Genomic DNA, 17620 nt, shown 5'->3' with positions numbered 1-17620 from the left:
AGTCCTCCACGGTGATCACTTGGCGCCGAGAGCCGTCTGCAGAGCCTTCAGGTTCGACTCCATGACCTGCAGGTAGTCGCTGCCCTTGGACTTGTCGGTGATGCCCTCGATCGGGTCGAGGACGTCGGTCCCCAGGCCCGCGTCCTGGGCGATGGTCTTGGCGGTCTTGTCGCTGACGAGCGTCTCGTAGAAGACCGTGGAGACGCCGTCGGCCTTCGCCATCTTCTCAAGGTCCTTCACCCGGTTCGCGCTGGGCTCCGACTCAGGGTCCAGGCCGTTGATGGCCTCCTCGGTGAGGCCGTAGCGCTCGGCGAGGTAGCCGAAGGCAGCGTGTGTGGTGATGAAGACCTTGGTCTTGGTGTTCGCCAGGCCGTCCTTGTACTGGGTGTTGAGGGCGTCCAGCTTCTTGACCAGCGCTTCGGTGTTCTTCCGGTAGTCGGCCGCGTGGTCCGGGTCTTCCTTCTCCAGGGCCTTGCCGACACCCTGGGCGACCTCGGCGTACCGTACCGGGTCGAGCCAGATGTGCGGGTCGGTGTCGCCGCTCTCCTCGCCCTCGGTGTCGTCGTGGGCGGCCGCGTGCCCGCCGACCTCGTTGCCGTGCTTCTCCAGCGTGGTCAGCGACGCGGCGTCGATCTTGGTCTTGACCTCGGACTGCGCCACGGCGTCGTCCACGGCCGGCTGCAGATTCTTGAGATAGAGGACGGCGTCCGCCTCCTGGAGCTGCGCGGTCTGCCGGGCGCTGATCTCCAGGTCGTGCGGCTCCTGGCCGGGCTGGGTCAGGTTCGTGACCTTCACATGCGTCCCGCCGATCTGTTCGGCGAGGTACTGCATGGGGTAGAACGACGCCACGACGTCGAGCTTGCCGCCGCTCTTGCCGTCCGCCGCGGCGGAACCCGAGCAGGCGGAGAGGGTGCCGAGGCCGAGGGCGGTGGCCGCCGCGACCGCAGACCCGGATATGAGGCGTCGTCGTACGTTCATGACACTCATTTTCAACAAATCTGGAAACGATTGTCAACAAGCCCTTGGGTAAGCAGTCGGGTAAGCAGTCGGTAAGCCCGCACTCCGGGCACAGCGCCCAACCGATTTGATACGGGGGTGGGCCCCGCCGGTAACCTGAAGCATTCGCTGCCGTCCGTTCGTAATGAAGAGAGCACCGTGGCCGCCGACAAGATCGACACCATCGTCAGCCTGAGCAAGCGCCGTGGCTTCGTTTTCCCGTGTAGTGAGATCTACGGGGGTCAGAAGGCCGCCTGGGACTACGGCCCGCTCGGCGTCGAACTCAAGGAGAACATCAAGCGCCAGTGGTGGCGTTACATGGTCACCTCCCGTGAGGACGTCGTCGGTATCGACTCGTCGGTGATCCTGGCCACCGAGGTCTGGGTCGCGTCGGGTCACGTCGCCACCTTCACCGACCCGCTCACCGAGTGCACCTCCTGCCACAAGCGCTACCGCGCCGACCACCTGGAGGAGGCCTACGAGGCGAAGCACGGCCGCGCCCCGGAGAGCGGCCTCGCGGACATCAACTGCCCCAACTGTGGCAACAAGGGTCAGTTCACCGAGCCCAAGCAGTTCTCGGGCCTGCTCTCCACCCACCTCGGCCCCACGCAGGACAGCGGCTCCATCGCCTACCTGCGCCCCGAGACCGCGCAGGGCATCTTCACCAACTTCTCCCAGGTGCAGACCACCTCGCGCCGCAAGCCGCCGTTCGGTATCGCCCAGATGGGCAAGTCCTTCCGCAACGAGATCACGCCCGGCAACTTCATCTTCCGCACCCGCGAGTTCGAGCAGATGGAGATGGAGTTCTTCGTCAAGCCGGGCGAGGACGAGAAGTGGCAGGAGTACTGGATGCAGGAGCGCTGGAACTGGTACACCGGCCTCGGCCTGCGCGAGGAGAACATGCGCTGGTACGAGCACCCGGCCGAGAAGCTCTCGCACTACTCCAAGCGCACCGCCGACATCGAGTACCGCTTCAGCTTCGGCGGCAACGAGTGGGGTGAGCTGGAGGGCGTCGCCAACCGCACGGACTACGACCTCTCCGCGCACTCCAAGGCCTCCGGCCAGGACCTCTCCTACTTCGACCAGGAGGCCGGCGAGCGCTGGACTCCGTACGTCATCGAGCCCGCCGCCGGTGTCGGCCGCGCGATGCTGGCGTTCCTCCTGGACGCCTACGTCGAGGACGAGGCCCCCAACGCCAAGGGCAAGATGGAGAAGCGCACGGTGCTGCGCCTCGACCCGCGCCTGTCGCCCGTCAAGGTCGCCGTCCTGCCGCTCTCCCGCAACCCCGAGCTGTCGCCCAAGGCCAAGGGCCTGGCCACCGCCCTGCGCCAGCACTGGAACATCGAGTTCGACGACGCCGGCGCCATCGGCCGCCGCTACCGCCGCCAGGACGAGATCGGTACGCCGTTCTGCGTCACGGTCGACTTCGACACGCTCGATGACAACGCCGTCACGGTGCGCGAGCGCGACTCGATGAAGCAGGAGCGCGTGTCGCTGGACCAGATCGAGGGCTACCTGGCCGCGCGTCTGATCGGCTGCTGACCCGACTGCCGGCCCGGCTGTTCGCGCGACTTCGCGTGCGGAAGCCCCTGGTTCCCTCCACAGGAACCAGGGGCTTCGTGCTGCCTCGGCGCCGTATGGCCCTCTCCTCGGCGTACCTGCTCGGGCCCGCGACTGTTCAGCCGGTGACGTGGCGAGGTGCCTTCCGCGGGATGCAGAAGAGCGCGAGAGAGGCAGCCGTCAGGTACGCGGCCGCGCCGATGGCCATGCTGGTCCGCAGCCCAGTGGTGAAGCCGGCGGGGCCGGCCAGCAGTGAACCTCCCAGCGCGACGCCTGCGGCGCTGCCGATCTGGCGGGTGGTGTTGAACAGGGCAGAGGCGGTGCCGGAGTACTTGTCCGGGGCGGCCGACATCACGGTGGCGGTTGCTCCGGTGAGGGCGAAGGACGTGCCGAAGCCCGCCGCCATCATCGGCGCCACCAGCAGCAGGTACTCCGGGTTCGGGCCGGCGGTGGCCCAGCCGGCCAGACTCGCCGCTCCCAGGAGCATGCCCGTGACCACGAGCGGGCGGTGTCCGGTGCGGCCTGCCAGTCGCCCGGACAGGACGGAGGCGAAGGTGGTCATGACCACCGCCGGGAAGAGGGCGATCCCGGTGCGTAGCGCGCTCAGACCGCGATGGTGCTGGAAGTACACGCTGGCGGTGAAGATCATGCCGTAGAAGGCGAAGTTGAACAGCAGGCCGATGGCCGCTCCCCCGCCCATCGGGCGGGAACGCAGCAGCGTCAGGGGCAGCACGGGGGCACGGGCCAGATGCTCGCGCAGCACGAACGCGGCGGCTGCCAGCAGGCACAGGCCGGCCCCGGCGAGGATCAGCGGGTCCGTCCAGCCACGCCGTCCGGCCTCGTTGAGCACGGCGGTCAACAGGGCCACCGTCGCGACGAGCGCGCACTGGGCAGGCCAGTCCACCGGGCGGTCCCCGCGCCGGGCCGAAGCGGGCACGTGGCGCAGCGTCAGCCACAGACAGACGCATCCGACGGGCAGATTGATGAAGAACACCCAGCGCCAGCCCACGGTGGTGACCAGGAGGCCGCCCAGGAGAGGGCCGGCGGAGGCGGCGATGCCTGCCATGGAGCCCCAGAGGCCGAAGGCCCGGGAACGCTCGGCGGGTGAGGGATAGGCCTGTTGGAGGAGGGCGAGGGAGCCGGGCACGATCAGCGCCGCGCCGAGTCCTTCCAGCAGGCGGCCCGCGACCAGGGTTCCGGTGCTCCGGGCCAGTCCGCAGCCGGCCGAAGCGACGGTGAACACCACCACCCCGGTGCAGAAGATCCGGCGGTTGCCCAGCCGGTCCCCCAGGGCGCCGCCGGTGAGCAGCAGACCGGCGAAGACCAGGGTGTAGCCGTCCGTGATCCACTGGATCCCGGTGAGCGAGGCCGAGAGTTCCCGTCCCACCACCGGAACGGCGACATTGATGACGGTCACGTCCAGGATGACCATGAAGTAGCCCGCGCAGACCGCGAGAAGCGGGGCCAGGGGCCGGTGCGAAGCCGCGGGCCTGTCCGCTCGATCGGCCTGGGAACCACCGCCGCGCACCATGGCGACACGGTATTCCCGGGACGAGCGCGGCCCGTGGCTTGATCAGTCCAGCGGCGTGCCGAGCTCTTGCGCCGACGTGCTGCCGGCTTGCACGCCGACGTGTCACCGGACTTTTCACGTTGACGTGCCGCCGGTCCTTTCACGTTGACGTGCCGCCCGGCTCTTACGCTGACGTGTCGCCCGGCTCTCACGCTGACGTGTCGACCGGCTTTCTCCTCGTCGCCGCTCGCCCCTGCCCCTGCGTCAGGGTTGGAGCATCAGTTCATGGACACCGCATCCATGGCCCCCGACGGGATCTTCCACGACATCGAAGGACGACGCCTCTTCCTCCACCGCTCGAGCGCCGGGGGACCCGCCGTCGGCCGGCGTGTCCACCCGGACCCTTCTACGAGGAGTGAGACACCGACCTGCCCGACCGGCTGCACCTCACGCCGCAGCCGGTCCCGGCGACCTCTCGCTGCAACTGGTCGGTCTGCTCGCGCGCGGCCTGTACCAGGTTGTGGTTCAGCGAGTCTCTTGCGAGGAGCCCCAGGCGTTTACGCCTGGGAGGAATCGCATCGTGTGGTGGCGACGCGGCCGCCTCTCCGGAGCAGCTGGCCCGCCTGGCCCTGTACCGCAAGGGCGAGTCCGACCTGCACTACCGGGACGGCATGTGGTTCCTGCAGGCCACCTGCGAGGTTCCCGAGGCCGAGCAGAATGCCGATCCGGACGGGTTTGTCGGCATTGACCTGGGGATCGTGAACATCGCCACCACGAGTGACGGTCAGATCATGGCCGGGCGCGCCCTGAACCGGGGACGGCTGCGCGAACGCATCCTGCGCTCCAAACTGCAGCGCAAGAACACCCCGTCCGCCAAACGTCGGCTGAAGAAGCGGCGGCGCAAGGAGGCGTGGCGGGCCAGAGACATCAACCACAAGATCGCGAAACATGTGGTGGCCGAGGCAGAACGCACCGGTCGCGGGATCGCCCTGGAAGAGCTGACGGGCATCCGTGAACGGGTACGGCTTCGCAAGCCCCAACGGGCCACCCACTCCAGCTGGGCCTTCGCCCAGCTGGGGGCGTTCATCGCGTACAAGGCCCGCAAAGCCGGGGTGCCGGTGGTGTACGTCGATCCGGCGTACACCTCCCGCACCTGCGCCGAATGCGGCCACCTCGACAGGGCGAACCGGGTCTCCCAGGCCTGGTTCGCGTGCCGGAACTGCGGATTCGTTGATCACGCGGACCGGAACGGCTCCCGCAACATCCGCCGGCGTGCGGAAGAGTTGTGGCGACGCGGGGCGCAGTCAACCGCCCCAGACCCACCCCCGACATTCGAGGGCGGGACCGGACGCAAGCGCAGCACCACAGCCAGTGGCGCCCGCTGTGCAAGCCCGGGACTTTAGTCCCAATGCCGCGTAGTTAGGGCGCGAGGTCGTGCGTCAACTTGATCATCGGCCGTGGTGCCGCGCTGAACAGCATGGGAAACGGGACCCCTGCTACTGCAGGGAAGCCGTCCAAGGTCTTCCTGCTCAGCGAAGAGGTCCCGTTGTCCCAGCAGTCTGCCATCACAAGCTTCACGCGCACCATCACCGTGGCGAGGGGTGTCTTTGCCCCTGGTCACCTTGGTGAGTTGACGCAGTATCTGCCGTTCGAACTCGTCGATGACGTCCTCGCCCAGACGCGAACGACGCAGCATCGCCTGCGCCTGCTGCCCTCGCGTGTGGGGGTGTACTTCGTCCTGGCCCTGGGGATCTTCCCAGGTCTCGGCTATGAGCGCGTCTGGGACCGGCTCGTGTCCGGGCTCAGCGCCTTGCGTCTGGTCAGGCCGTCGGAGAAGGCCCTGCGCGATCTGCGGCGCAGGATCGGAGTGGCGCCGCTGAAGGCGCTGTTCGACGTGGTGGCCGGCCCAGTGGCGCGGCCCACGACCCCGGGGACGTGCTATCGGCGCTGGCGCACCGTCGCCTTCGACGGCTGCAGTTCTTTGCTGGCCCCGGACCAGCCCCGCATCCGTGCACTGTTGGGGAAACTCCGCCGCGGGCGGAGCGGAGCCTTCGAGGGCTACCCGCACCTGCGGCTGATGGCGCTGTGCGAGACCGGAACGCGTGCCTTGATCGGCGCCGTGTTCGGGTCGACCCACCGCGGTGAGCCTCACTACGCCGACCAGCTGCTGCCTCTGCTGGACGACACGATGCTGCTGCTGGCCGACCGCGCCTTCACCGGCGACGACTTCCTCAACCGCGCCGCCGACACCGGCGCCCAGCTGCTGGTGAGGATGAACGCCCGTCGCCGCCCCGCCGTCTGGGCCGTCCTGCCCGACGGATCCTTCCTGACCCGGATCAACGGCCGGACCTTCCGCTTCATCGACGTCGACATCACCGCCACCTGCGCCGACGGCACCCGCATCGGCGACACCTACCGGCTGCTGACCACGCTGCTCGACCACCGAACCGACCCCGCCGACCGCCTCGCCCACCTCTACCACGAACGCTGGGAAGTGGAATCGGCGTTCCTGGCGCTGCGGCACACCCTGCTCACCGGACGCGTCCTGCGGTCCGCAGACCACTGCGGCCTGGAACAGGAACTCTGGGCCCTGCTCACCGTTTACCAGGTCCTTCGCCGGGTCATGTGCGACGCCGTCGAGACCCGCCCTGGCACCGACCCCGACCGGGCCTGCTTCACCGCCGCCCTGCACAGCGCGACCGACCAGATCATCACCGCGACCGCCATCACAGGCCCCGCCCACGACAACGGCGGCATCACCCAGGCCGTGCTGGACAACCTGCTGCCGCCGCGACGCCCCAGGATCAGCGCCCGCAAGGTGAAATGCCCGATGTCACGCTACGGCGTCACCCCGAACGAACCCCGTCCCCTGCCCAGCAGGAACATCGCGCACCTGGACATCACTGTCATCCCGCCCACCGCGCACACCGCCGACCCTGCAACCGCCCCGGACACCGCACCGGGCCGCCGCGAACCAGTCCTCCGACTCTTGCGAACCGACCCCGCCCGCGACTGGAGTCCCCGGGAGATCGCCGACGCGCTCCAGATCGACCACGTCCGCAGCCTCAGCGCGCAGCTGGGTCAGTGGGTCCCCCAGGGCTTCCTCAACAAGTCCGGCCGAGGGCGCTACACACTGCACCCCCAGTGGCTCGCCCCCACACTCCCAACAGCAGAAACACCGCAGTTGACACTCGACCTCACGGCTTAACTACGCGGCATTGACTTTAGTCCAGGGTCGTTGACGTGTCTCAACGGCCCTGGAGGGCCTTCACGTTGTCGCCGAACGTCCAGTTCTTCGAGCCGTCCCAGTTGATGGACCAGGTCATCAGGCCCTTGAGACTGCTGCCGTAGTGCTGCCATGCCTGGGAGACGAGGCTCGGTGACATGTAGCCGCCTCCGGCGCCCGACTGGGCGGGCAACCCCGGGACCTGCTTGTCGTACGGCACCTTGACGGTGGTGCCCTGGACGATCAGCCCCTTGTTCAGGCAGTCGGTCTGCGCGGTGAAGCCCTGGACGGTGCCCGCGGAGTAGGAGTCGCCGGAACAGCCGTACATGCTGCCGTTGTAGTACTGCATGTTCAGCCACCACAGGCGCCCGTTGTCCGCGTACTTCTTGACGATCGGCAGATACGCGCCCCATATCGAGCCGTACGTGATGCTGCCGCCCGTGACGTACGCGGTCTCCGGCGCCATGGTCAGCCCGAAGTTGGACGGCATCCGGGCCAGCACCCCGTCGATGATGCGGATCAAGTTGGCCTGCGAGGTGGAGAGTTGGCCGATGTTGCCGCTGCCGACCAGACCCGTCTCGATGTCGATGTCGATGCCGTCGAAGTTGTACTTCTTCAGAATGGGCACGATCGTCGCGACGAACCGGTCGGCCACGGTGGACGAACTGAGGTCGATCCCGGCCGCCGCCCCGCCGATGGAAAGCAGGATCGTCCGGCCGGACGCCTTGGCCGCGCACATCTCGGCCGGTGTCGCCACCTTCACGCCCGTGTCCATCCCGTCCTCCCACAGCGCGGTGCCGTCGGAGCGGATGACCGGGAACGCCGCGTTGATCACGTTGTAACCGTGCGCGGCGATACGGGAATCGGTGATCGGCGTCCATCCGAAGGGCGGGTGCACACCGTTGGACGAGCCGTCCCAGTTCTCCCAGTAGCCCTGAAGGACTTTGCCTGCCGGGCGGGACTTCACGGCGCAGGTGTCGGCCGCGGATGCGGTGGGGGCGGTGGCGATCGACAGTGGGGCGAGGACGGCTGCCGTCAGCGCGATGGCGAGCAGGCGCAGCTTGCGACGGATCATGCGAGGCCTCCCGGTGGGGGTGCGGTGAGGTGTCGTAGGCATGACAGTGCTCGTGGTCCAGACCTCTCGTCAATAGGTCTGGACCAACTTCCCGTCCGGCTGGCGAATGACAAATGACAGATGACAGATATTGAAATCTGTCATCTGTCATGTCATGGTGAATGCACCACCCTCACGGACACCCAAGGAGTCCTCATGCAAACCCGCCCGCTCGGAACGACCGGCCCCCGGGTCTCCGCCCTCGGCCTCGGCTGCATGGGCATGTCCGCGCTGTACGGCGAGGCCGACCGCGCCGAGTCCATCGCGACGATCCACGCCGCCCTGGAGTCCGGCGTGACCCTGCTCGACACCGGTGACTTCTATGCCATGGGTCACAACGAGATGCTGATCGGCGAGGCGCTGCGTTCGGCCCCCGCGGCGCGCCGAGAGCAGGCGCTGACCAGCGTGAAGTTCGGCGCACTGCGCGACCCGGACGGCGGCTGGTCCGGGTACGACGGTCGTCCGGCCGCCGTGAAGAACTTCGCCGCCTACTCGCTGCAGCGTCTCGGCGTGGACCACATCGACGTGTACCGGATCGCGCGGGCCGATCCCGACGTGCCGATCGAGGAGACGGTCGGGGCGATCGCGGAGTTGGTGGAGGCCGGGCACGTACGGCACATCGGTCTGAGCGAGGTCGGCGCGGACACCATCCGCCGGGCCGCCGCGACCGCGACCGTCTCGGACCTGCAGATCGAGTACTCGCTCATCTCGCGCGGCATCGAGGACGAGGTCCTGCCGACCACGCGTGAGCTGGGCATCGGCATCACCGCGTACGGAGTGCTGTCGCGCGGTCTGATCTCCGGGCACTTCACGCCGGACCGGCAGCTGGCTCCGACCGACTTCCGTTCCATGAGCCCCCGCTTCCAGGGCGACAACCTGCGGCACAACCTCGGCCTCGTCGAGGCGCTGCGGAAGGTCGCCGAGCAGAAGGGCGTCTCGGTGGCGCAGATCGCGATCGCCTGGGTGCTGTCCCGGGGCGAGGACATCGTGCCACTGGTCGGGGCGCGGACCCGGGAGCGTCTGGCGGAGGCGCTGGGCGCCCTGGACGTCACGCTCGACGCGGACGACCTCGCCGCGATCGAGGCGGCCGTACCGGACGGCGCCGCCGCAGGCGACCGCTACCCGCAGGCGCAGATGTCGCACCTGGGCACGGAGCGCTGACGGTACCGGCAGGTACGGTCTTCGTCATGGCACCGACCACCGACGTACTGACCGCCGAGCGCATCCTCGAAGCGACCGAGGAGGTGCTGCGCCGCCACGGGCCCGCCAAGGCCACCGTGGTGGACGTGGCCCGCGCGCTCGGCGTCAGCCACGGCAGCGTCTACCGTCACTTCCGTACGAAGGCGGCGCTGCGGGAGGCTGTCACCGAGCGCTGGCTGGACCGCACGTCCGAGGCGCTGTCCGGCATCGTCGCCGAGGACCGCGACCCCGAGTCCCGCCTCCGCGACTGGTTCACGGCCCTGTTCGCCGCCAAGCGTCACAAGGCGGGCGACGACCCTCAGCTCTTCGCCACGTACATGGTGTTGATCGGCGAGAACAGCTCTGTCGTCGAGCGCCACATCGCCGACCTCACGGGCCAGCTCACCACGATCATCGAGCACGGCGTCGAGCGCGGTGCGTTCGCCTCCGGCGCCCCCGCCGTAACGGCCCGCGCCCTCTTCGACGCCACGGGCCGCTTCCACGACCCGTGTTATGCCCGTGAGTGGGAACAGCCGGGCATCGACGCGGAGTTCGAGGCGGTCGTGGAGCTGGTTCTGCGGGGGCTGCGCGCCTGACCCGCGTCATGGCGCGCACGGCCCGCCGTGGCCGTACCGGCCGCATGGGTGCGAGGAAGCCCATGGCTGGCGCACTCGACGATCGGGACGCCTTGCGGGTTCCCGCGATGAGGAGCGGGCGGCCGTCATGAAGGGGGCGCGTGCGGACGAGGTGGTCGCGGCGCAGGCTCCCGTCAGCGACGCCGCCCGGCTGCTGTCCTCATGACTCCGTCGGATCCACCGTCGCCTGATGCGCCTCCGCCAGGTGTTCCTCCGCCTTGAGCCACGGCAGGAACTGGGCGCCCTTGCGCCAGCCGCAGGTGTCGCATCTGATCGTGCGTTGCACGCCCGCTCGTTGGACGTGTACGACGTGCTCGCGGCCGTGCTGGTCCCAGCGGCTTACCTTGCTCGTGTTGATCTGCAGCATGACACCTCCAGGTGTTACCGCTCCGCTTGCGCAGCAAGGAGTGTGCAGCATGGCGAAGATCAACGGGGGTTCTTCGGCGGCGAGTTCGGTGTGGGGTCGGTCGCGGCCATGCAGGGGTCCGGTGCCCCTCGGCGGCCTCGACGGCGACGATGGTCCTGTTGACCTGGTGGTCAGCGGGGAGCCAGGTGGCCGTGAAGCTCGTGAGGGGGCGGCGTACCAGTGGGTGACGAGAGCCATGGAGCGTCACGGAATCCGGCACGGGAGCGGAGCCGGGCGTAACCGGTCAACGGTCCGCGGCCCCGCGCCCGCCTCTTGCCCCTGACCTACACTCCGCTCCATGACGCCCGGGACCGGAACTGCCGCCATCGCCAGGGACCTCGCCCCGAACGGCACCCTGCGCGCCTCGATCAACCTGGGCAATCCGGTACTCGCCCAGGGCACCCCGGCCGCCCCGTCCGGCATCACCGTCTATCTCGCGCACGAGATCGGCGCACGGCTGCACCTGCCCGTCGAGCTCCTCTGCTTCGACGCCGCGCGCAAGTCGTACGAGGCGATGGCACAGAGGCGTGCAGACATCTGCTTCCTGGCCGTGGAGCCCGCACCCGAGGCCGAGGTCGCCTTCACGGCGCCGTACGTCGTGATCGAGGGCGTGTACGCCGTGCCCCGCGACGCGGACCTCACCACGGTCGCGGACGTGGACCGTCCCGGCGTACGGATCGGTGTGAAGCGCGGTTCCGCCTACGACCTCTTCCTCTCCCGCACACTGCGGCACGCGCGCGTCGTGCGCGGGGAGGAGGGGGTCGAGGTGTTCCGCGCCGAGGGCCTGGAGGCCGCCGCCGGTATCCGCCGGTCGATGACCGAGTTCGTCGCCGCGCACCCCGAACTCCGCCTGATCGAGGACCGCTTCATGCAGATCCGCCAGGCGGTCGGCACGACCACGACCCGGCGTCCGGAGACCGTCCGTTTCCTCCACGGCCTCGTCGAGGAGCTGAAGACGAACGGCTTCGTCGCGGCTGCGCTGCGCCGCGCGCACCAGTCGCAGACGCTGGTCGCCCCACCCGCGTAGGCGTCCGCGGAGTGAGGGGCGTGCCCCCGGAAGGCTGCCCTCCGCCCGGCCTGGGACGGTCCCCGCGCTCAGCTGATGGTCCGCGGCAGTCGCAGACTCAGCGCCGTGGTCAGTGCCACGCCCGCCAGCTGGACCAACAGCGTGGTCACCAGGGCGTCCTGCATGCCGTGGCTCGGTACGAGGGAGAGGAAGAGGGTGCCGAGGGTGGCGACGCCCAGGGCGAGGGCCGACTGCTGGGTGGTGATCATGACGCCGCTGCCGACGCCGGCCCGGGCGGGCGGGACCTCGGAGAGGATGATCCGGAAGATGACCGGGAGTTGGAGGGCCTGGCCCGCGCCCGCGACCGCCGCGCCCGGCAACAGCTCCCACACACCGAGGTGCGGCCAGGACCGCCAGGCGGTCACCACCAGAAGGGCCACACCCACCGCCTGGATCAGCCCGCCGGCGGTGACGACCCGGGTGCCGTACCGGGCGACCAGCCTGGGACCGCACAGGGAGACGACGAAGAAGACGACCGCCATGGGCGCGAGAGCCAGGCCCGCGGCCACCGGACCGAGGCCCGCACCGCGCTGCAACGCCACCGCGATCACGAACATGAAACCGCTGAAGCCGATCGAGAACGGCACGATCATCACGAGGCCGCGGCGCAGGGAGAGCAGCGCGAAGAGGCTCGGGGGGACCAGGGGCGTACGGCCGCTGCGGTCCTCCCGGCGTTCGACGAAGTAGAACGCCGCCGCCGCGACGGGGAAGAGAGCGAGTGACACCCAGGTCCACAGCGGCCAGCCCGCCGCCCGGCCCTCCGTCAGCGGGGCGAGGAGGGTCAACAGGGAGATGGCGAGCAGTACCGTGCCCGGCGCGTCGATCGGCTCCGGGTGCTGCGAACGCGTCTCGGGCACGGCACGGGCGGCCAGGATCAGGCCGAGGATCACGACGGGCACGTTGACGAGAAACACCGAACGCCAGCCGGTGCCGGCGATGTCCGCCGCGACCAGGATGCCGCCGAGGATCTGCCCGGCCACCATGGACAGGCCGGCCGTGGCCCCGTACAGGCCCATGGCCTTGGCACGGCGCGGGCCCGCGGTCGCCGACTGGATGGTGGCGAGCACCTGCGGCAGCATCGCCGCGGACGCCGCGCCCTGCGCGACGCGCGCCGCCACCAGAGTCCAGGCGGTGGGCGCGAGTCCGCACGCCAGGGAGGTCACGCCGAAGGCCGCCATGCCGCCGAGGAAGAACTGGCGCCGCCCGAAGAGATCGCCGAGGCGTCCGCCCAGGACGAGCAGGACGGCGTACGCGACTCCGTAGCCGGCGACGACGAGTTCGAGGACGGCCTCGCTCGCGTTCAGGTCACGGCCGATGGTCGGCAGGGCTACGTTGACGATGAAGAAGTCGATGAGAGGCAGTGCCGCACCGAGCAGCACGGTGAACAGTCCGAGGCCGCCGAGCATGGGTGGGGCCGACGGCGAACGGACAGGGGTCGTGAGAGTTCCTGTTTCGGTCACGACGACCAGCCTTGTCCCCCTCCCAGGCTGGTACCAGAGTCTTCTTATCCTGGTAGAAGAAGTACCTGGCAACAGGTTGCCCGGTGCGGCAGGCTGGGGAGCATGACGACCATGACGCAGGAACAGACGGTGCGGACGGCGTCGGCTGCACGGCACGACGGCCGGGAATCGGAGATCCGGCGGCACGAGCTGGCCGCCTTCCTGCGCCACCGCCGCGAGCATGTCTCCCCGGAGCAGGTCGGACTGCCTCGCGGCCCCCGGCGGCGCACCCCCGGTCTGCGCCGCGAGGAGGTCGCGCAGCTCGCCGCGGTCGGCGTCACCTGGTACACGTGGCTCGAACAGGCCCGGGACATCCAGGTCTCCGTGCAGGTGCTCGACGCGCTCGCCCGCACCCTGCTGCTCGACCCCAGCGAGCGCACACACCTCTTCCAACTCGCCGGCGCCGTGGACCCGTCGCCCGCGTCGAAGTGCCCGTCGGTCACGCCGGCCCTGCAGGCCGTCCTCGAACAGCTGGAGCCGATCCCGGCCTGCGTCCAGAACAGCCGGTACGACATCCTCGCGTACAACCGCACGTACGGGATGCTGCTCTGCGACCTCGACGCGGTAGCGCCCGAGGACCGCAACTGCATGATCCTCTCCTACACCCACGAGGAGTGGCGCTCCTCGATCGTGCACCTGAAGGAGACCCAGCGGCTGATGGCCGCCCGCTTCCGGGCCGCGATGGCCGGGCATCTCGCCGAGCCCGCCTGGAAGATGCTGCTCAAGCGGCTGCGGGCGGAGTCCCCGGACTTCAGCGAGGCCTGGGACAGGCATGAGGTGGTGGGCGCGCGCACCAAGCGCAAGGAGTTCCGCAACGCCCACGTCGGCCGGATCACCGTCGACCACACCGACCTGTGGCTGAGCCCGGAGGTCGGGCCGCGCGTGGTGACGTACGTGCCCGCCGACGAGGAGTCCCGCGTGCGCCTGGAGAAGCTGCACGCGATCGCTGTGGAGCGCGGGCGGGTCGAGGCCTGACGCGGGTCGTCAAGGCCTGGGGCTCATGGGCACCCTGGGGTCTCTTGGGCTTTGGGTCTCCTGGGCCCCGGCTCCGGATCGGGCCCAAGTCCCGGTCCTGGCTTGGGCGCCCATGAGGTGGCTGGTGGAGCGGACATTGGCGTGGCTGATGCGCTCGCGCCGGCTCGCCCACGCGCAACCGATCCAAGCGGCTCTTCGCCGACCGGGGCTACGACTACGACAAGTACCGCCGCCTGCTGTGGAAACACGGCATCAAGCCCGCGCAATTGCCCACGGCTCCGACCTCGGCCGCACCCGCTGGGCGGCGAGGGCTTCGTGATCGTCGACGATTGTTCTCAGGGGTGACCAGGACACGAGGGCGATCGTCGCGCCCCGGGAACCGCGGCGTCGACCAGGGGGGCGTCGTGGCCGGTGTCGTGCGGTTCGGGACGGATGGTGATGCGGTCGGACGGCGGACTCCAGTCGTCCCGCTGGAGGCTGTCCGCCACGGGTCGACAGAGACCAGCCGCTGCGTCATCCTAAGAGGCCCCGTGCGGCGAATCGGCCCGTAGCGGCGGCATCCATGGCCCGGGCCAACTCGTCGTCGAGAGCGATCCGCGAGAGCTTGGCGCGGGTTGTTGCGGAGGTACCGGAGTCAGGGAACCGGCCGGTGCACTGGGTTTCGCCGCCGATCTGGACCGGCACCGCCAGACCGGGCACGGCGTGGAGGCCGAACCACCTCAGCGCTCCATGGGCGAGGAAGTCCGCGATGACCCCCGGGCATACGTGTCGGCGGGGTCCCGCTTGAGACGCGAGCCCGTCGGCACTCGACGGCCACGACGGTGCCGCCGTGTGTTGCCGGCGTGGTCCGTCGAATTCAGGCGACGGTCAGGACGAGCTTGCCGCGGACGTGGCCGGCGTCGCTGATCTGCTGCGCGGTGGCGGCCTCGGCCAGCGGATAGGTGGCGGCGACCGTGGTGACGAGGTCGCCCTTGGCGGCCTGTTCGGCCAGGGCGGCGAGGTGGGAGGCGGAGCGCTCCTGGGGGCCGGCGGCGAAGGTGATCCCCAGCTGCCCGGCCGTGAAGTCGGCGATCGTGACGATGCGGTCGGTGCCGCCGCGCAGTTCGATCGAATCCCGGAGCGCGCTCTTGCCCGCGACGTCGAACACGGCGTCGATGCCTTCGGGGGCCAGGGCCCGGACCCGCTCGACGAGGCCGTCCCCGTAGACGGTGGGGACAGCGCCGAGCGAAGCCAGGTAGCCCTGGTTGCCGCGCCCGGCGGTGGCGATGACGCGAGCACCGCGCGCTGCAGCCAGCTGCACGGCGAGAGTGCCGACGGCGCCCGCCGCGCCGTGGATCAGCACGGTCTCGCCCTGCGCTATGTCGAGCATGCGCAGCCCGCTCTCGGCCGCCTCGCCCGCCACCGGCAGGGTGGCCGCCTGTTCCCAGCTGAGTGCCCCGGGCTTGCGCGCGACCGTGCCGGCCAGGGCGTACTCGGCATACCCGCCGGTGTCCGCCCAGCCCAGTACGTGGTCGCCGACCGCCACGAGGTCCACCCCTTCGCCCAGGGCGTCCACCACGCCGGCGATCTCCAGTCCGGGGACGGCCGGCAGGGGGGTGGGGAAGACGGCTTCGAGGGCGCCGGAGCGGATCTTTCCGTCGAGTGGGTTGACGCCGGCGGCCTTGACACGGATGCGGACCTGCCCGGCGCCGGGCTCGGGCGTGTTCGTCTCGCTCTCGTGCAGGACCTCGGGGCCGCCGAAGCGGTCGAAGACGATGGTCTTCATGGGATGGTCTCCTTGGTGCTTCTTGATTCTCAGGAACGGCCGGACTTCCGCCGGCCGACGGTTCCAGGGCCGGGCGGGGTTGCGCGGCGCTCGGTCAGCCTTCGGAGTTCTGGGCGCGGCTGCGCTCGGTCATCGAGTTCTCGACCTTGCGGGCGAGCCGGACGAGCGTCTCGACCTCCTGCGCGTCCAGGTCCTTGGTGGAGGTCTCCTCGAGGGTGGCCCACATGTTCCTCAGGGGCTCGCGCATGGCGCGGCCCTGCTCGGTGAGCCGGACGAGCTGGACCCGCCGGTCGTGCTCTGCCGGCTCCCGGGTGAGCAGGCCGGCCTCCTGCATGCGCCGCAGGGATTTGGAGACGGTGGAGTGGTCCAGGCCGACGCTGTTGAGAAGTTCGGACTGGCTCTGGCCGTCCCGGTCCAGAAGCTGCATCAGCAGCAGCTCCTGGCCGGGGTGCAGGCCGAGGTCGCGCAGGAGGCCGGCGGCGTAGGCACGGTGGGCGCGGGCGAGCGAGAAGATCGCGAAGCTCAGGCGGTCCTCGCCGACCATAGGCGGCTGCTGGGCGGGGGCGGGGGACGCGGAGCTCATCTTCTCTCCTCAGACGGCGCTCGGCTGGAGCGTCGGGTAGTCGGTGTATCCGCCCTCACCGCCGCCGTAGAAGGTGGCCGGGTCGGGGGTGTTCAGGATGGCGCCGGTGCGCAGCCGCTCGACGAGGTCAGGGTTGGCGAGAGCCATGGCGCCCACCGTGACGATATCGGCGAGGCCGTTCTCGATGTCCTTGGCGCGGGCGTCGGCGTCGGCGCCGGGCCGGTTGAACACCAGCGCGGTGGGCCAGTCGCGACGGATCGTGGCGGCCAGCTCCTCGTCGCCGTTGTGGGTGAGGTGCAGGTAGGCGAGGTGGAGCGGGGCGAGCGCGGAGACCAGCGCGCCGTACAGGCTTTCGGTGTCGTCCTCGGTGATGTCGTTGAAGGGGTTTCCGGGCGAGATGCGGAAGCCGGTGCGCTCGGAGCCGATCTCGTCGGCGACGGCGGCGGCGACCTCGATGGCGAAGCGGATGCGGTTGTCGATGCTGCCGCCGTACTGGTCGGTGCGCTGGTTGGCGTTGCTGGAGAGGAACTGGTGGATCAGGTAGCCGTTGGCACCGTGGATCTCGACGCCGTCGGCACCGGCGGCGATCGCTGCGGCCGCCGCCCTGCGGTAGTCCTGGACGGTCTCGGCGACCTCGTCCGCCGTGAGGGGGCGCGGTTCGGGCATCGCCTGGGGGCCCGACATGGTGAACATGACGCCGTCGGGCGTGACGGCCGACGGCGCGACAGGCTGACGGCCGTGCGGGGTGTTGTCGGGGTGGGAGATTCGTCCGACGTGCATGAGCTGGACGAAGATCTTCCCGCCCTGCGCGTGAACGGCATCGGTCACCTTCCGCCAGCCGGCGAACTGCTCCTCGGTGTGGATTCCCGGGGTCAGCAGGTAGCCCTGGCCATCGGCGGAGGGCTGGGTGCCCTCCGTGATGATCAGCGCCATCGAGGCGCGCTGAGCGTAGTACTCGGCGTTCATCTGCGTCGGCACGCCCTCGGGGGTTGATCGGTCCCGGGTCATCGGGGCCATCGCCAGGCGGTGGTTCAGGCGCATGCCCCGAGGGTGACAGGGGTCCACAGGTGATCGGTCATCGTGAGCTCCAAGTAGCTTGTGTGGCT

General features: G+C 69.7%; 14 protein-coding genes and 2 pseudogenes. 8 read left to right on the top strand and 8 right to left on the bottom strand.

Annotation, left to right across the window (positions count from 1 at the left end; genetic code table 11):
- Nucleotides 1–15: 15 nt before the first annotated feature.
- Nucleotides 16–978, bottom strand: coding sequence for a metal ABC transporter substrate-binding protein (locus ACIBK0_RS01675; protein ID WP_399074437.1), 963 nt, complete (start codon nucleotides 976–978; stop codon nucleotides 16–18).
- A gap of 177 nt (nucleotides 979–1155) precedes the next feature.
- Here ACIBK0_RS01675 and ACIBK0_RS01670 point away from each other — a divergent pair, with 177 nt between their 5' ends.
- A complete protein-coding gene (locus tag ACIBK0_RS01670) occupies nucleotides 1156–2538 on the top strand; it encodes a glycine--tRNA ligase (protein WP_399074435.1) in 1383 nt (460 codons plus the stop codon).
- 136 nt (nucleotides 2539–2674) lie between these two features.
- Here ACIBK0_RS01670 and ACIBK0_RS01665 read toward each other — a convergent pair whose 3' ends face one another.
- Nucleotides 2675–4087: an MFS transporter gene (locus ACIBK0_RS01665; protein WP_399074433.1), complete on the bottom strand. Its 1413-nt coding sequence runs from the start codon at nucleotides 4085–4087 to the stop codon at nucleotides 2675–2677.
- 578 nt (nucleotides 4088–4665) lie between these two features.
- Between ACIBK0_RS01665 and ACIBK0_RS01660 the strand changes: the two are divergent.
- Both ACIBK0_RS01660 and ACIBK0_RS01655 read left to right on the top strand, forming a co-directional pair.
- Nucleotides 4666–5469 (top strand): annotated as a pseudogene (locus ACIBK0_RS01660) (RNA-guided endonuclease InsQ/TnpB family protein); the annotation flags it as partial.
- A gap of 143 nt (nucleotides 5470–5612) precedes the next feature.
- Nucleotides 5613–7274: an IS4 family transposase gene (locus ACIBK0_RS01655; protein WP_399075108.1), complete on the top strand. Its 1662-nt coding sequence runs from the start codon at nucleotides 5613–5615 to the stop codon at nucleotides 7272–7274.
- A 40-nt stretch (nucleotides 7275–7314) separates the two neighbouring features.
- Here the strand turns inward: ACIBK0_RS01655 and ACIBK0_RS01650 are convergent, their stop codons facing one another.
- A complete protein-coding gene (locus ACIBK0_RS01650) occupies nucleotides 7315–8367 on the bottom strand; it encodes a chitinase (RefSeq protein WP_399074431.1) in 1053 nt (350 codons plus the stop codon).
- Between the two features lie 195 nt (nucleotides 8368–8562).
- Between ACIBK0_RS01650 and ACIBK0_RS01645 the strand changes: the two genes are divergently transcribed.
- Both ACIBK0_RS01645 and ACIBK0_RS01640 read left to right on the top strand, forming a co-directional pair.
- A complete protein-coding gene (locus tag ACIBK0_RS01645; protein WP_399074429.1) occupies nucleotides 8563–9567 on the top strand; it encodes an aldo/keto reductase in 1005 nt (334 codons plus the stop codon).
- A gap of 26 nt (nucleotides 9568–9593) precedes the next feature.
- Entirely contained in the window at nucleotides 9594–10181 is a 588-nt protein-coding gene (locus ACIBK0_RS01640; protein ID WP_399074427.1) for a TetR family transcriptional regulator, read from the top strand.
- A gap of 199 nt (nucleotides 10182–10380) precedes the next feature.
- Here the strand turns inward: ACIBK0_RS01640 and ACIBK0_RS01635 are convergent, their stop codons facing one another.
- Nucleotides 10381–10587, bottom strand: a complete 207-nt coding sequence (locus ACIBK0_RS01635) for a hypothetical protein (protein ID WP_399074425.1) — start codon at nucleotides 10585–10587, stop codon at nucleotides 10381–10383.
- A 337-nt stretch (nucleotides 10588–10924) separates the two neighbouring features.
- Between ACIBK0_RS01635 and ACIBK0_RS01630 the strand changes: the two genes are divergently transcribed.
- A complete protein-coding gene (locus tag ACIBK0_RS01630) occupies nucleotides 10925–11653 on the top strand; it encodes an ABC transporter substrate-binding protein (protein WP_399074423.1) in 729 nt (242 codons plus the stop codon).
- Nucleotides 11654–11721: 68 nt separating this feature from the next.
- Here ACIBK0_RS01630 and ACIBK0_RS01625 read toward each other — a convergent pair whose 3' ends face one another.
- Entirely contained in the window at nucleotides 11722–13152 is a 1431-nt protein-coding gene (locus tag ACIBK0_RS01625; RefSeq protein ID WP_399074422.1) for an MFS transporter, read from the bottom strand.
- 111 nt (nucleotides 13153–13263) lie between these two features.
- Here ACIBK0_RS01625 and ACIBK0_RS01620 point away from each other — a divergent pair, with 111 nt between their 5' ends.
- Both ACIBK0_RS01620 and ACIBK0_RS01615 read left to right on the top strand, forming a co-directional pair.
- Complete coding sequence (locus tag ACIBK0_RS01620) at nucleotides 13264–14166, top strand: helix-turn-helix transcriptional regulator (RefSeq protein ID WP_399075106.1); 903 nt, start codon at nucleotides 13264–13266, stop codon at nucleotides 14164–14166.
- A gap of 173 nt (nucleotides 14167–14339) precedes the next feature.
- Nucleotides 14340–14467, top strand: a pseudogene (locus tag ACIBK0_RS01615) (IS5/IS1182 family transposase); the annotation flags it as partial.
- 555 nt (nucleotides 14468–15022) lie between these two features.
- Here the strand turns inward: ACIBK0_RS01615 and ACIBK0_RS01610 are convergent.
- The 3 genes from ACIBK0_RS01610 to ACIBK0_RS01600 form a co-directional block, all read right to left on the bottom strand.
- On the bottom strand, nucleotides 15023–15931 hold the full coding sequence (locus ACIBK0_RS01610) for an NADP-dependent oxidoreductase (protein ID WP_399074420.1): 909 nt from the start codon (nucleotides 15929–15931) through the stop codon (nucleotides 15023–15025).
- Nucleotides 15932–16025: 94 nt separating this feature from the next.
- A complete protein-coding gene (locus tag ACIBK0_RS01605; RefSeq protein WP_399074418.1) occupies nucleotides 16026–16514 on the bottom strand; it encodes a MarR family winged helix-turn-helix transcriptional regulator in 489 nt (162 codons plus the stop codon).
- A 9-nt stretch (nucleotides 16515–16523) separates the two neighbouring features.
- Nucleotides 16524–17555: an alkene reductase gene (locus ACIBK0_RS01600; RefSeq protein WP_399074416.1), complete on the bottom strand. Its 1032-nt coding sequence runs from the start codon at nucleotides 17553–17555 to the stop codon at nucleotides 16524–16526.
- Nucleotides 17556–17620 lie beyond the last annotated feature (65 nt).

Origin of the sequence: Streptomyces sp. NPDC050564, from assembly GCF_044457265.1 — a bacterium.
GTDB lineage: Bacteria > Actinomycetota > Actinomycetes > Streptomycetales > Streptomycetaceae > Streptomyces.
The sequence above is the reverse complement of the archived record's forward strand: the minus strand, read 5'-3'. Positions and strand labels throughout refer to the sequence as shown.

Excerpts from the sequence above, each read along its gene's own strand:
- ACIBK0_RS01675 (WP_399074437.1), bottom strand. The coding sequence starts at position 978 with ATGAACGTACGACGACGCCTCATATCCGGGTCTGCGGTCGCGGCGGCC.
- ACIBK0_RS01665 (WP_399074433.1), bottom strand. The coding sequence starts at position 4,087 with ATGGTGCGCGGCGGTGGTTCCCAGGCCGATCGAGCGGACAGGCCCGCG.
- ACIBK0_RS01650 (WP_399074431.1), bottom strand. The coding sequence starts at position 8,367 with ATGATCCGTCGCAAGCTGCGCCTGCTCGCCATCGCGCTGACGGCAGCC.
- ACIBK0_RS01645 (WP_399074429.1), top strand. The coding sequence starts at position 8,563 with ATGCAAACCCGCCCGCTCGGAACGACCGGCCCCCGGGTCTCCGCCCTC.
- ACIBK0_RS01640 (WP_399074427.1), top strand. The coding sequence starts at position 9,594 with ATGGCACCGACCACCGACGTACTGACCGCCGAGCGCATCCTCGAAGCG.
- ACIBK0_RS01635 (WP_399074425.1), bottom strand. The coding sequence starts at position 10,587 with ATGCTGCAGATCAACACGAGCAAGGTAAGCCGCTGGGACCAGCACGGC.
- ACIBK0_RS01630 (WP_399074423.1), top strand. The coding sequence starts at position 10,925 with ATGACGCCCGGGACCGGAACTGCCGCCATCGCCAGGGACCTCGCCCCG.
- ACIBK0_RS01620 (WP_399075106.1), top strand. The coding sequence starts at position 13,264 with ATGACGCAGGAACAGACGGTGCGGACGGCGTCGGCTGCACGGCACGAC.
- ACIBK0_RS01610 (WP_399074420.1), bottom strand. The coding sequence starts at position 15,931 with ATGAAGACCATCGTCTTCGACCGCTTCGGCGGCCCCGAGGTCCTGCAC.
- ACIBK0_RS01605 (WP_399074418.1), bottom strand. The coding sequence starts at position 16,514 with ATGAGCTCCGCGTCCCCCGCCCCCGCCCAGCAGCCGCCTATGGTCGGC.
- ACIBK0_RS01600 (WP_399074416.1), bottom strand. The coding sequence starts at position 17,555 with ATGCGCCTGAACCACCGCCTGGCGATGGCCCCGATGACCCGGGACCGA.